The sequence below is a fragment of the Streptomyces sp. NPDC056479 genome, assembly GCF_042795335.1.
GTDB lineage: Bacteria > Actinomycetota > Actinomycetes > Streptomycetales > Streptomycetaceae > Streptomyces.
The window spans coordinates 497,730-510,741 of record NZ_JBHTRZ010000001.1; the positions used below are offsets into that span (position 1 = coordinate 497,730).

12 protein-coding genes are annotated in these 13,012 nt (G+C 70.8%); 7 read left to right on the plus strand and 5 right to left on the minus strand.

What is annotated here, in order from left to right; translation table 11 throughout:
- Window positions 1-150 precede the first annotated feature (150 nt).
- Window positions 151-816, minus strand: a complete 666-nt coding sequence (locus tag ACFQ6S_RS02195; RefSeq protein WP_383402123.1) for a hypothetical protein — start codon at window positions 814-816, stop codon at window positions 151-153.
- A 496-nt stretch (window positions 817-1,312) separates the two neighbouring features.
- Here ACFQ6S_RS02195 and ACFQ6S_RS02200 point away from each other — a divergent pair, with 496 nt between their 5' ends.
- On the plus strand, window positions 1,313-2,650 hold the full coding sequence (locus tag ACFQ6S_RS02200) for a wax ester/triacylglycerol synthase family O-acyltransferase (RefSeq protein WP_383402126.1): 1,338 nt from the start codon (window positions 1,313-1,315) through the stop codon (window positions 2,648-2,650).
- 121 nt (window positions 2,651-2,771) lie between these two features.
- Window positions 2,772-4,292: an SDR family NAD(P)-dependent oxidoreductase gene (locus ACFQ6S_RS02205; RefSeq protein WP_383402129.1), complete on the plus strand. Its 1,521-nt coding sequence runs from the start codon at window positions 2,772-2,774 to the stop codon at window positions 4,290-4,292.
- A gap of 16 nt (window positions 4,293-4,308) precedes the next feature.
- On the opposite strand, the gene ACFQ6S_RS02210 is transcribed toward ACFQ6S_RS02205, so the two are convergent.
- Together ACFQ6S_RS02210 and ACFQ6S_RS02215 are read right to left on the minus strand one after the other, a co-directional pair.
- Entirely contained in the window at window positions 4,309-5,109 is an 801-nt protein-coding gene (locus ACFQ6S_RS02210; RefSeq protein WP_383402132.1) for an SDR family oxidoreductase, read from the minus strand.
- Between the two features lie 25 nt (window positions 5,110-5,134).
- Window positions 5,135-5,584 carry a hypothetical protein gene (locus ACFQ6S_RS02215; RefSeq protein WP_383402135.1) on the minus strand — a complete coding sequence of 150 codons (450 nt, stop codon included), beginning with the start codon at window positions 5,582-5,584 and terminating at the stop codon, window positions 5,135-5,137.
- 473 nt (window positions 5,585-6,057) lie between these two features.
- On the opposite strand from ACFQ6S_RS02215, the gene ACFQ6S_RS02220 reads away from it, so the two are divergent.
- The 4 genes from ACFQ6S_RS02220 to ACFQ6S_RS02235 all read left to right on the plus strand — a co-directional run bounded on the left by ACFQ6S_RS02220 (window position 6,058) and on the right by ACFQ6S_RS02235 (window position 8,637).
- Window positions 6,058-6,231 (plus strand): hypothetical protein, encoded by a 174-nt coding sequence (locus tag ACFQ6S_RS02220; RefSeq protein WP_383402138.1) that lies wholly within the window; start codon window positions 6,058-6,060, stop codon window positions 6,229-6,231.
- A 53-nt stretch (window positions 6,232-6,284) separates the two neighbouring features.
- Complete coding sequence (locus ACFQ6S_RS02225; RefSeq protein ID WP_383402141.1) at window positions 6,285-6,767, plus strand: GNAT family N-acetyltransferase; 483 nt, start codon at window positions 6,285-6,287, stop codon at window positions 6,765-6,767.
- A gap of 81 nt (window positions 6,768-6,848) precedes the next feature.
- Window positions 6,849-7,427: a TetR/AcrR family transcriptional regulator gene (locus ACFQ6S_RS02230; protein WP_383402144.1), complete on the plus strand. Its 579-nt coding sequence runs from the start codon at window positions 6,849-6,851 to the stop codon at window positions 7,425-7,427.
- 16 nt (window positions 7,428-7,443) lie between these two features.
- The gene (locus tag ACFQ6S_RS02235; RefSeq protein WP_383402147.1) at window positions 7,444-8,637 is read left to right on the plus strand and encodes a GDSL-type esterase/lipase family protein; all 1,194 of its coding nucleotides are present in this window, start codon (window positions 7,444-7,446) and stop codon (window positions 8,635-8,637) included.
- Window positions 8,638-8,641: 4 nt separating this feature from the next.
- Here ACFQ6S_RS02235 and ACFQ6S_RS02240 read toward each other — a convergent pair whose 3' ends face one another.
- Window positions 8,642-9,385 carry a class I SAM-dependent methyltransferase gene (locus ACFQ6S_RS02240; protein ID WP_383402150.1) on the minus strand — a complete coding sequence of 248 codons (744 nt, stop codon included), beginning with the start codon at window positions 9,383-9,385 and terminating at the stop codon, window positions 8,642-8,644.
- A gap of 172 nt (window positions 9,386-9,557) precedes the next feature.
- Entirely contained in the window at window positions 9,558-10,901 is a 1,344-nt protein-coding gene (locus tag ACFQ6S_RS02245; protein WP_383402153.1) for an amidase, read from the minus strand.
- A 247-nt stretch (window positions 10,902-11,148) separates the two neighbouring features.
- Here ACFQ6S_RS02245 and ACFQ6S_RS02250 point away from each other — a divergent pair, with 247 nt between their 5' ends.
- On the plus strand, window positions 11,149-12,981 hold the full coding sequence (locus ACFQ6S_RS02250; RefSeq protein ID WP_383402156.1) for a family 20 glycosylhydrolase: 1,833 nt from the start codon (window positions 11,149-11,151) through the stop codon (window positions 12,979-12,981).
- Window positions 12,982-13,012 lie beyond the last annotated feature (31 nt).

Here is a 13,012-nt window from a genome sequence, read left to right on the forward strand (position 1 = left end):
GGGTGGAGGACGGTAGGGGGGGGGAGGGGGGTTCTCCCTTTGTGGTAGGGTGGGGGGTGGTGGTGGGGGGGGCGCGTCCGTGTTCCTCTCTCCCCCCCCCACCCCCCCCCCCCACCACTGCGATTCTCGCCGGACTCCGCTCCGACGGGCTCAGCGGGTGAAGACCTCGCCCCGGGTGGCGCCGGTGGAGCAGAGCCTCTTCTCGTCCGCCGTCATCTTGCGGGACTTCACCACGACCGCGCTGTGCTTGCCGTCCGTGCCGTTCGGGGCAGGGCCGGTGACCACGTCGGGTACGAACCAGTAGTAGTGGCCCCACTTGGGGTCGTCGTAGTGCGTCTGCCACGTGCCGGATATCCGCTGCATGACCTGGGAGCGGGAGATCCAGCCGACCTCCCCCGGCTGGACGCTCACGGTGAAGGAACTCGTCTCCGTGTGCGAGCTCTGCCAGGTGTAGTTGTACGTCGCGGTCACACTGGCGGTGATGATCCCCTCGATGCCCCCGCCGACGGTGACCGAGCCTCCCACCGAGTGGGAGGAGCCCACGGTGTCGGCCCACGACATCGACTGGGAGGCGGACGAGGTCGTGCAGTTGTACAGCAGTTCCGAGACCTGACGGGGCTCACCGAGGTAGGCCTGGCCGATCTCCGGGGAGTTGAAGCTGCACTTGCCTTCCCCGGAAGCGCAGTCGGCCATGATCTGCTCCGCGGTGGGCTGCTCCTCGGCCTGCGCGGGCACGGCCGCCGCGATCATCCCGAACGCCGTCGTCGCCAGCACCAGGGTGCGGCCGCCGTACCGCAAGGCGCGGTTCCTCGTCATGGTTGTTGCCTCTCACCGTACGTGGGGGGACGGTTCCGCGGCCCGTTGTTCCCACTGGGCCCGCAGTCACCGCGTGATGCCCATGAGGCTCACGTAGTCGACGGCCGAGCTACACCAAGAATTCGTAAAGTTTTAGTTGATTTCGCAATTGATAAGCCATCAACTGTGCTATGGGTGAGGCTATTTGGTCGAGGTCCCTCGTGTCAGGCCTGTCATGTCCGCTTCGGTGTGCGCCACCCTCGACAGGGGTTTCTGGCTTGACGGGTACGAGAGCGCCGGATGGAGCAGATGGTCGGCCTCCCGGGTGACACGCTCGAGATGCCCGGTGCCGCTACCCGTGGTGAAGTGACCTCATATGCACCATGAGTCCCGCCCCTTTCTCGAGGGGCGGGACTTAATCTGCTGTTAACTGAGCGTAGCTTGATCGTACTTGACTGTAATCGCCCATGGGCGATTGACTTCTGGTCCACCCCCGTCGCCGACGCGAGGCAAGCCATTGACTTCTGACCTGCTCGCACCTCTCGACCTGGCGTTCTGGAACATCGAGTCCGCCGAACACCCCATGCACCTGGGCGCCCTCGGTGTCTTCGCCACGCATTCGCCCACCGCGGGCGCCCACGCGGCCGACCTGCTCGCCGCGCGCGCCGCGGCCGTCCCGGGGCTGCGGATGCGCATCCGGGACGCGTGGCAGCCCCGCGGCCTGCTCCAGCCGTTCTCCTTCGGTGGCGCCACCCGCGAGCCCGCTCCGGACTTCGACCCCCTGGACCACGTCCGGCTGCACGCCCCGACCGCCGACTTCCAGGAGGCGGCGGGCCGGCTCCTGGAGCGCCCGCTGGAGCGCGGCAGGCCGCCGTGGGAGGCGCATGTGCTGCCGGGCGAGGACGGGCAGTCGTTCGCCGTGCTCTTCAAGTTCCACCACGCCCTGGCCGACGGACTGCGGGCGCTGACGCTCGCCGCCGCCGTCCTGGACCCCATGGACATGCCCGCCCGCAAGCCCCGCCCCGAGGAGCCCTCGCGCGGACGGCTGCCCGACGTGCGCAGGCTGCCGGGGCTGCTGCGCGGCGCCCTGTCCGACGTCGGCCGGGCCCTCGACATCGGCGCCTCCGTCGCCGTGTCGACCCTCGGGATGCGCTCGTCGTCCGCGCTGGCGGCCGAGCCGAGCGGCACCCGCCGTACCGCCGGAGTCGTCGTCGACATCGACGACGTGCACGTGATCCGCAAGGCCGTCGGCGGCACCGTCAACGACGTGCTCATCGCGGTCGTCGCCGGCGCCCTGCGCCGCTGGCTCGACGAGCGCGGCGACGGCAGCGAGGGCGTCGCGCCCCGCGCCCTGATCCCCGTCTCCAGGCGCCGCCCGCGCACCGCCCACCCACAGGGCAACCGGCTCTCCGGCTACTTGATACGGCTCCCGGTCGACGACCCCGAGCCGCTGCGCCGCCTCGCCACGGTCCGCACCGCCATGGACCGCAACAAGGACGCCGGCCCCCACCGGGGCGCGGGCGCCGTCGCCCTGCTCGCCGACCACGTGCCGGCGCTCGGCCACCGGTTCGGCGGGCCGCTGGTGGGCGGGGCCGCCAGGCTCTGGTTCGACATCCTCGTCACCAGCGTGCCGCTGCCCGGGATCGCCCTGAAGCTCGGCGGCCACCCCGTCACCGAGGTCTACCCCTTCGCCCCGCTGGCCCGCGGCCAGTCCCTGGCGGTGGCGATCTCGACGTACCGCGGACGCGTCCACTACGGACTCGTCGCCGACGCCGAGGCCGTACCGGACCTCGATGTGCTGGCCAGGGCCGTGTCCGAGGAGGTCGCGGAGCTGATCACCGCCTGCGGTCCCTGAGCACCCCTTTCCCGGGCCGGTTCGCCGGTTTTTGGAGGAGTGGCCCGGCGCTCCGTAGAATGCCCCGTTCGAAAGCAGGCGCGACCGGAGCGCCGCGGGTGATCAGGGAACGGCAGCGGCGATGACGGTGACAGAGGACGGCTCGGCGGCGACCAGGGCCGAGGTCGTTTACGAGCCCGGTGACGAGGTCATGTACGGCCCCGGCATCGACCCCGAGCGGCTGGCCGTCTGCCTCGGCGTGCTCGAGGAGCTCGACAAGCTGGAGGTCGACCACCCCGACGCCATCGCGGTGCGCCGGGCCACCGCCGGCGTCTACCGCACCGTGAAGCAGCGCCGCCGTCAGGAGCGCAGGGCCGCCAAGACCGCGCACGACAAGGCGGTCACGGAGGCCACGGCGACCGGCTCCGCGCAGCGCATCGACGACGAGACCGAGGGTCTGCTGCCGTCGTCGAACACCGAGGAGGGCAGGATCGCGGGGATACTCCAGCGCCCGCGCTCCTGCTACACCTGCAAGAGCCGGTACGTGGAAGTCGACTACTTCTACCACCAGCTCTGTCCCGACTGCGCCGCCCTGAACCGCACCAAGCGCGACGCCCGCGCCGACCTCGCCGGCAAGCGTGCCCTGCTCACCGGCGGCCGCGCCAAGATCGGCATGTACATCGCGCTGAGGCTGCTGCGCGACGGCGCGCACACGACGATCACCACGCGCTTCCCGAAGGACGCCATCCGCCGCTTCAAGGCCATGGACGACTCCGCGGACTGGATGCACCGCCTGGAGGTCGTCGGCATCGACCTGCGCGACCCGGCCCAGGCCGTCGCCCTCGCCGAGCAGGTCGCCGAGGCGGGCCCGCTCGACATCCTCGTCAACAACGCGACGCAGACCGTGCGCCGGTTGCCGTCCGCCTACGCCGCGCTGGCCGACGGCGAGAGCGCCCCGCTGCCCGCCGGGGAGCTCCCCGCCCACCACGTCATCGGTGCCTTCAACTCCGGCGCGGTCGACGGCCTCGCCGCGCTGCCCCTCGGCACCAGCGGCCTCGACGCCCAGAAGGTCGCCGACCTCGCGCTGGTCGCGGGCAACGCCAGCGTCGCGCGGCACCTGGACGGCACCGCCATCGACGCGGGCGGCCTGGTCCCCGATGTCGTCGACAGCAACACCTGGGTGCAGACCATCGACCAGATCTCCCCGGTGGAGCTGCTGGAGACCCAGCTCTGCAACTACACCTCGCCCTTCATCCTGATCAGCGCCCTTCGCCCGGCCATGGTTCAGGCCGCGAAGAAGGCGTCGAGCGGGCGCGCGTACGTCGTGAACGTCTCGGCGATGGAAGGCGTCTTCGGCCGCGGCTACAAGGGCGCCGGGCACCCGAACACGAACGCCGCCAAGGCCGCGATGAACATGGTGACGCGGACCAGCGCGCAGGAGATGTTCCAGAGCGACGGCATCCTCATGACCTCGGTCGACACCGGCTGGATCACGGATGAGCGGCCGCACTACGACAAGCTGCGTCTGGCCGAGGCCGGGTTCCACGCGCCGCTTGATCTGGTGGACGGGGCGGCGCGGGTGTACGACCCGATCGTGCGGGGTGAGGCGGGCGAGGACGTGTACGGGGTCTTCCTGAAGGACTACGCGCCGGGTAAGTGGTAGGCAGTTCCCCGCGCCCCTAGGTCGGCCGGTTCGTCCGTAGGCGTTCATGGACTGCGCAGGCGGTGGACGGTTGAGCGGCACGTACTCGCGTTCCCCCGTCCACCAGCAGGTCGGCCCCGGTGACCCACTCCGCCGCGTCCGACGCCAGCCACGCCACCGCCCGTGCCACATCCTCCGGTTCGCCGATCCGTCCCAGGGGCAGTCCGGCGGCCACCTCCGCCTCGCCCGGTTCCCACACGAACCGTGCCATCTCGGTCCGGACAAGACCGGGCGAGACGGAGTTGACCCGCACCTTCGGGCCCAGTTCGCCCGCGAGCTGTCCGGTCAGGTGCAGCAGGGCCGCCTTGCTGGTGCCGTAGGCCCCGACATTCGGGCCCACATGCCCGGCGCCCTCCGTGCAGACGTTCACCACCGCGCCGCCGTGCTCGCGCATCCAGGCGTGCCAGGCGCACCGCACGAGCCGCAGCGGAGCCTCGACGTTCACGGTGAACGCCTCGCGCCATGCCAGGGGATCGACGTCCATGAGGGGGCCGTACGGCAGGTTCGTCGCCGCGTTGTTCACGATCACGTCGATCCGGCCGAACTCGCTCAGGGTGAGGTCCACCACCGCCCGTAGATGATCAGGGTCGGCCACGCTGCCCGCCACCCCCACACCGCCCAGCTCGGCAGCCGTCCGCCGCACCTCCTCGGCGTCCCGCGCGGTCACGCACACCCGCGCCCCCGAGGCGGTCAGTCGCCGGGCGACGGCGTGCCCGATGCCGCGTGTGGCGCCGGTGACTATGGCGGCCCTGCCGAGGAGACCGTACGGCGTCGTCATCGCCGTACGGTCTCATGACGGGTCGTCAGTTGACAGCCCCGAGGGGCGAGTGCCTGGACGCCACCAGCTCCAGCACCGCGCGCCAGTCCTCCAGGACCCCGGCGTCGAACTCCACGCTGCGGCCCTCCTCGTCGGCCTGGTGCAGGCGCAGCAGGTCGTCGTCGGCGGAATCGCGGGCCCGCCAGTGGTCGCGGACCAGGCGGGAGACCCGTGCGCCGAGGAGGGGTCGTACCGCGTCGGCGGCGCAGTCGGAGTGGCGGGTCACGTCGCCCTGGTGCAGCAGCGGACCGATGGCATGAACGAGCCCCGCGACCTGGAGTTCCTTGTCGGCGGGGCGGGCTCGGCGCAACAGTGCGGCCGTCTGCAGGGCGTGTTGGTGGAGATCGACTCGGGTGTTGCCGAGGCCCGGTGCGTCCCGGGTGCCCCGGCAGGCGTACAGCAGATCCATCAGCTCTTCGACACTGCGCAGCTCCATGCGTCAGTCCTCCCGCCGGGCAAGCCGTTGCCGTACGTCAGCAGATCATGGCCGCCTTGCGAATCGGCCAACGGGACTTGAACTGCGCTGCGTCCTGTGGGCTTCGGGCCGGGCGCGAGTGCGCTGTTGACCCGAACGGGTGATGTGTAAACGGCGCATTACGTAAGAAAACAGCAGATAGCGTGCAGATGAAAACCGGTCGACTTCAGATAGTTACCAGTTGTTTGCAGCCCCATCGAGCGGACACCCGCTCATTTGGTTAATCTGTAGCGGACGGACAGCAATACAGGGTCCCAACCCACACCCATGGTCCGTCCCGGGACAAGCCGGTGCACAACGGCCTGCTCTGACCCCAGTTACCGGCGCCACCGCGTCCGAGCCGACTTTGAGTAAGACCCGAGCGGGCGTCAGGTGCCGGACCGCAGACTGGGCCGGCCCGCCCCGAGGGTGATCCGACACAGAAGGAGTGCGCGGTGACACCTGAGAAGACGAATCGCGAACAGCGCCCCAAGGAACGCACGGAGCGCGCGGGCGGCCGGTCCAAGGAGATCGGCAGTCTCGATGTGTGGGCCAGGTCCGCCCCCATCCGCCTGGCAGGTTACGAAGAGGACCTCGCCGAGCCCCACATCCTGCCCAGCGTCGACTGACAGGGCAGACTCTTCGCGATCGCCGATCGCATGGGCGTGCGAGACTCACGCCCATGCTGATCAGAGAAGCCGCGGCCGAGGACTGGCCGCGGATTTGGCCTTTCTGGCACCGGATCGTCGCCGCCGGCGAGACCTACGCATGGGACCCGGACACCTCTGAGGACGCCGCGAGGGCCCTCTGGATGAACCCGGCCAAGCGCGTCCATGTGGTCGAGGACGAGTCCGGAGCCGTCGTCGCCTCCGCGTACATCACCCCCAACTACGGTGGCCCCGCCGCCCGTATCGCCAACGCCGGCTTCATGGTCGACCCCGATCACGGCGGCCGCGGCGTCGGCCGCGCCCTCGCCGGGCATCTCCTGGCCGCGGCCAAGGCCGACGGGTACCGGGGCATGGTGTTCAACGCCGTCGTCGAGACCAACCCGGCCGTCGCTCTGTGGACCTCGCTCGGCTTCACGATCCTCGGCACGGTTCCCGAGGCGTTCGACCATCCACGGCACGGCCCGGTGGGGCTGCACATCATGTACCGAGCCCTGTAAGGGTTCGGCTTTACGTCATCCTTGTTTGCCTAAAAGCTTTAGGCGATTGCATAATCGCTCCTGGCGAATGGGAGGATGGTTGTGGCACGCGTAGGGCTGACCACGGAACGCCTGGTCCGGGCAGGTGCGGAGCTGGCCGACGAGGTCGGGTTCGAGCAGGTGACGGTGTCGGAGCTCGCCCGGCGGTTCGACGTCAAGGTCGCGAGCCTGTACTCGCATGTGAAGAGCTCCCAGGACCTCAAGACGCGGATCGCGCTGTTCGCGCTGGAGGAACTGGCCGACCGGGCCGCCGACGCCATCGCCGGGCGGGCCGGCAAGGACGCCCTGGTCGCCTTCGGACACGTCTACCGTGACTACGAGCGCGGGCACCCGGGCCGTGCCGCCGCCGCGCGGATGCGGCTCGACCCCGAGACGGCGGCCGGCAGTGCCGGGGTCCGGCACGCCCAGATGACCAGGGCGATCCTGCGCGGCTACGACCTCACGGAGCCCGACGCCACCCACGCGGTACGGCTGCTCGGCAGCGTCTTCCACGGCTACGCCAGCCTCGAATCGGCCGGCGGCTTCAGCCACAGCGCGCCCGACTCCGAGGAGACCTGGACCCGGATCCTGGACGGCCTCGACGCCCTGCTGCGCAACTGGCCCGCCGAGCCCACCTCCTGATCGACAGGCTGAGGACATGAACACCGAGCACGACTGGATCACCACGCCCGTCACCGCGGAACTCCTGCGCGGTGCCCTCGACGTCGAGCGCACCGAGCGCGGAGTGCTGCCGCACCGGCTGCCCGCCCGGGCCCGCGCCCAGAACACCGACGGGCAGCTGGCCATGGCCGAGTCACAGACCGCGGGGGTACGGCTCGCCTTCCGCACCCGGGCCACCGCCGTCGAGCTGGACACGCTGCCCACCAAGCGCAGCTACGTGGGCGCCCCGCCCCGTCCGCACGGCGTGTACGACCTGATCGTCGACGGCCGCCGGGCGGGGCAGGGCAGTGTGACCGACGGCAATGTCGTGGTCGTCGACATGATGGCCGGGACCGCCGAGCTCCGGCCCGGCCGCCCCGGCACCGTCCGCTTCACCGGGCTGCCCGACGGCGAGAAGGGCATCGAGATCTGGCTGCCGCACAACGAGACCACCGAACTGATCGCCCTGCGCACCGACGCCCCCGTCGAGCCCGCACGCGCACCGGGCCGCAAGGTGTGGCTGCACCACGGGAGTTCGATCAGCCACGGCTCCGACGCCGCGAGCCCGACCGGGATCTGGCCCGCGCTCGCCGCGTCCCTCGGCGGCGTGGAGCTGATCAACCTCGGCCTGGCCGGCAGTGCCCTGCTCGATCCGTTCACCGCCCGGACCCTGCGCGACACCGCGGCCGATCTCATCAGCGTCAAGATCGGCATCAATCTGGTCAACGCGGACCTGATGCGGCTGCGCGCCTTCGGCCCCGCCGTACACGGCTTCCTCGACACCATCCGGGAAGGACACCCGACGGCCCCGCTGCTGGTCGTGTCGCCCATCCTGTGCCCGATCCACGAGGACACGCCCGGCCCCTGCGCCCCCGACTTCAGTGGCCTCGGCGACGGAAGGCTGCGGTTCGTCGCCATGGGCGACCCGGCGGAACGCGCGAGCGGAAAGCTGACGTTGGGCGTCATCCGCGACGAGCTGTCCCGCATCGTGCGGCAGCGGGCCGCCGACGACCCGAACCTGTACTACCTCGACGGCCGCGACCTCTACGGCGAGGCCGACTCCGCCGAACTCCCGCTCCCCGACGAGCTCCACCCGGACGCCGCCACCCACCGCCGTATCGGCGAGCGCTTCGCCCGGCTGGCATTCGGCGCGGACGGGCCCTTCGCGGTGGGGGAGGCGGCTGCCCGATAGGGCGTCAGGCGCGGCAGCGCAGCATCTCCAGCGGAGGGTTGGCGAGGAGGTCCGCCCAGTAGTCCGCACCGTGCTCGCGCACGCCGGCCTCGGACACCTCCAGCGGGACCCAGGTCAGTTCGCTGAAGCCGGCCGCCCGCAGAGACTCCTCGTAGACCTCGCGGCGCGGGTTGGTGGCGACGAACGAGATCGGCGCCGGGTCCAGCAGGGCCGTGATCCTGTATCGCGGCCCGGCCTCGCTCTCCTCGCCCGTCGGCTCGCAGCGGAAGCCGTACCTGTCCAGGGGCGGCTCGCCGGCCCGGTAGTCGGGATTCTGCGCGAGCACGAAGAACTCGCCGCCGGGCACCAGGCTGCGGTGCACATTGCGGCACATCCGCTCCATGGCGGCGATGTCCACGGAGTAGTGGAGCAGCTGCACCCCGGTGGCGATGTCGAACCGCCGCTCGAGAGGCCGTAGTTCGGTCACATCGCCCACCTCGTAGCGCACACCCAGCGGATCGCGCTCCTCGAACTTCCGCGCCACGGCGACCATTTCACCGGAGATGTCGATGCCCAGCACCTCGGTGGCGCCGCGCCGCTTGAACTCCCTGCTGTAGAAACCGGTGCCGGAGGCCAGGTCCAGCACCGACCTGCCGCGCACGTCCCCGACCATGCCCAGGAAGCTGGGCACCTCCCCGTACCTCGCCAGCGGCAGGGCCTTGAAGCCCTCGAACGCCTCACCGATCTCGTCGTACACCTGGACGCTCATCGTGGTGTCCTCCCTCGCGCTTCGCCATGTTCCTCGGCTCGGCCCCCGTCGCCGGGACACGCCGCAGCCACTGATCGGCAGTCTCTCCAAACGCGGACAGACCGCCGTACTGGCAGAAGCCACAAAGATCCGGACGCCGTCCCGGCTCCGCGTACGAACGAGCGGACACGACCTAGTCCAGCGGAGCCGTCCGCCGCCAAGGGCGCAGTGTCTCGATCCGCTCCGCGAGGGCCAGCAGCTCTGCCTCCGAGCCGGGGCGTCCGACCAGCTGTACGGCCGTGGGGGCACCAGAGGGCAGTGCGCCGAAGGGGATCGCCATCGCGGGCCAGCCGGTGAGGTTCCACGGTGGGGTCAGCGGCGAGTAGTTGGTGTTGGCCATGACGTTGCGCAGCCAGCCCCGCTCGTGCCAGGGCTCGGACTTGGGGGAGCGACGCGCGAGGGCAGGAGTGAGCAGCATGTCGTACTCGGCGAAGAACGGCTCCAGACGCCGGCGCAGTTGCCCTCGGCTCTCGCCGACCCGTACCCGGTCGACGAAGCGCCTGCCGACGGCGGCGTGGACCCGGGTGCGGCGGGTGAGCAGTCGCGGATCGAGGTTCTGCGCGTCCACGGCCGTGCCCGCCGTCCAGTGCGTCAGTGAGGTGACGCCGAGCGACATCGGATACGGCGGGTCGGCGCGCCGCACCTGGTGACCGGCCTTGATCAGCAGCCCCGCGGCCTCGCGAGCGGCCGTGGCGTACGGCTTGCTGATGACGACCCCGGCGATCGGGCTGCGCAGGGACAGGGCGATCCGGTACGTGGCAGCCGTGTCGGGGCGTACGGCCTCGGTGTCGGCCAGGACCGACAGCATCAGGCGTGCGTCCTCGACCGTCGTCGCCAGGGGGCCGTTCTCCGACATGCCGAACCAGTCGCCGTCACTGACACCGGCCGGGACCACGCCGGTGCCGGGCTTGATGGTGAGCAGGCCGCAGTTGGCCGCCGGAATGCGCAGGGAGCCCATGCCGTCGTTGCCGAGGGCGATCGGCACCATGCCCGCGGCGACCGCGGCCGCGCTCCCGCCCGACGAACCGCCCGCCGTGCGCGAGGTGTCCCACGGGTTGCGGGCGGTGCCGTGCACGCCCTCGGTGGTGCCGAAGACACACAGCTCCGGCACATTGGTCAGCCCGACGACCACCGCGCCGGCCGCCCGCAGCCGGGCCACGGTGACATGGTCGTCGTCGGCCGGAGTGTCCGCGGTCGCCGCGGAGCCGATCCGCTTGGACTCGCCGCGCACGGCGAGGTTGTCCTTGACGGCCACCGGTACCCCGGCCAGGGGCAGTTCCGCGAGATCGGCACGCGAGCCCACCTCGTCCGCCTCGGCGAGCGCCGCCTCGGCCCGCACCACCCGGAACGCACCGACGCGGCCGTCGAGTCGCTCGATCCGGGCCAGGTGCTCGGCCACCACCTCCCGGGGCGTGGCCCGCTTCTCCCGTACGGCGGCGGCGATCTCGGCGGCGGTCCGACCGACCCAGCTGGTCACGGGCGCTCCTCAGGATTACTCGCGAGTATGTAGGAGAACTCTGCCGGGCGGCGGGCCCGGCGTCGAGAGGCTGCCGGGCTTGGATATTCGGGACGGTCTTCTTGGACTTTTCACGGCGTCACTTCCCGACTCCCCCTCGCTGACCTGCGCATCATCCGATCAATGAGCCAACTCGGCTCCATCGGCATCCCATTGACAGCCCATGGGGCCCGCCCAATCATCAGACATCCGATGAATGGGGTGCCTCATGAGGAGACGCTGGAGAGCGGCCGGTGTTCTGGCCACGCTGATGCTGTTGCTCGCGGCGCCGGTGCCCGCGCTCGCGCAGGAGGAGCAGGGCGCGCCGGTCACGGTGCCGGCCCTGACCGACTGGACCCCGGCATCCGGCAGCTACCAGTACGGACGCTCCGCCCGGCTCGTGGCCGAGGGCGCGAGCGCACGGCGGGTCGCCGGCACCCTCGCCGACGATCTCCGGGACGCGGGCAAGGGCACGCCTCCCGTGGTGGGCGGCGGCGCCCGGCCCGGCGACATCGTCGTCGACGTCCAGCCCGCACGGACGTCCCTAGGGGCGGAGGGCTACGAACTGCGCGCGGACCGGCGGCTGTCGATCACCGCGGCGACCGAGACCGGTGCCTTCTACGGCACCCGCACCCTTCTCCAGCTCCTCGCGCAGGGCGACCGCGTCCCCGCAGGACGCACCGTCGACATCCCGCGCTACCAGGAGCGGGGCGTCGGCGTCTGCGCCTGCTACATCCACGTCTCCCTGCCGTGGCTGGAGAACCTGGTCCGCGAGATGGCGTACCACAAGCTCAACCAGCTGCTCCTCGAACTGAAGGTGAAGAGCGACGCCCATCCCGAGGCGAACACCTGGGGCTACTACACCAAGGGCGAGATCCGCGGCATGGTCGCCCTCGGCAAGCGGTACCACGTCGAGATCATCCCCGAGATCAACTCCCCGGGGCACATGGACCCCTGGATCGAGAACCGCCCGGACCTCCAGCTGACCGACTCCGACGGCAACAAGCAGCCCTCACGCCTCGACATCACCAGGCCGGAGGCCTTCAGCTACTACACCGGCCTGATCGACGAGTACGCACAGGTCTTCCGCTCGACGTCCTGGCACATGGGAGCCGACGAGTACATGCTCGGCTCCGACTTCGCCAAGTATCCGCAGATTCTGAAGTACGCCCAGGACAGGTACGGCCCCGACGCCACACCCCAGGACGCGTTCATCGACTTCGTCAACCGCGTCCACGCCTACGCGGCGGGCAAGGGCAAGCAGCTGCGCATCTGGAACGACGGCCTCACCGGCGCCAACACCGTCCCGGTGGCCACCGGAACGACGGTCGAGCACTGGCTGAACGTGGCGACCAAGCCGAGCCTGCTGCGCGCCCAGGGCTACCCGTTGATGAACGCGGCCTACGCCCTCTACCTGGTCCGAGGCGGCTTCCACAGCGACACCAAGGGGCTGTACGACCAGAGCTGGGATCCGCGCAGCTTCGAGGGCGAGAAGCTGGCCACCTCCGAGGGCATCACCGGCGCGAAGATCAGCCTCTGGCCCGACAACGGACGGGGCGAGACCGAGAACGAGGTCGCCGTCCCGCTGTGGCCCGCGCTGCGGCACATCGCCCAGACGACCTGGGGTGATCCGCATCCCGACGCCACCTACGCCGAGTTCACCGCGCGCGGCACGGCCGTCGGGCACGCGCCAGGATGGCGGGACCTCACCCGGGTGCCGGTGGCGGACGGGACGTACACCTTCCGGACGGGCGGGCGGTCGTTCGACGCCGAGGTCGAGCGCACGGCCGACGGCTATGCGACGGTGCGGACGACGGACGGCTGCCTCGAGATCCGCGGCGGAAAGCTCACGCTCAACGTGCCGCTCCAGCCGGGTGCGGAGGCGGCGCCGCAGACCTGCGATGCCCGGAACACCCTCCAGCGCTGGCAGTTGGAGCCCGCTGCCGGTGGCTACCGGCTCGTCAATGCCATCACCCGGATGACGGTGAGTGTGACGGACGACGGCCGGATCGCGCAGTACCCGCCGGACCGGCGCACCCCCGCCGTATGGCACCTGACCTGAGGACCTCATCCCAGCACTGACCCGAGGACTG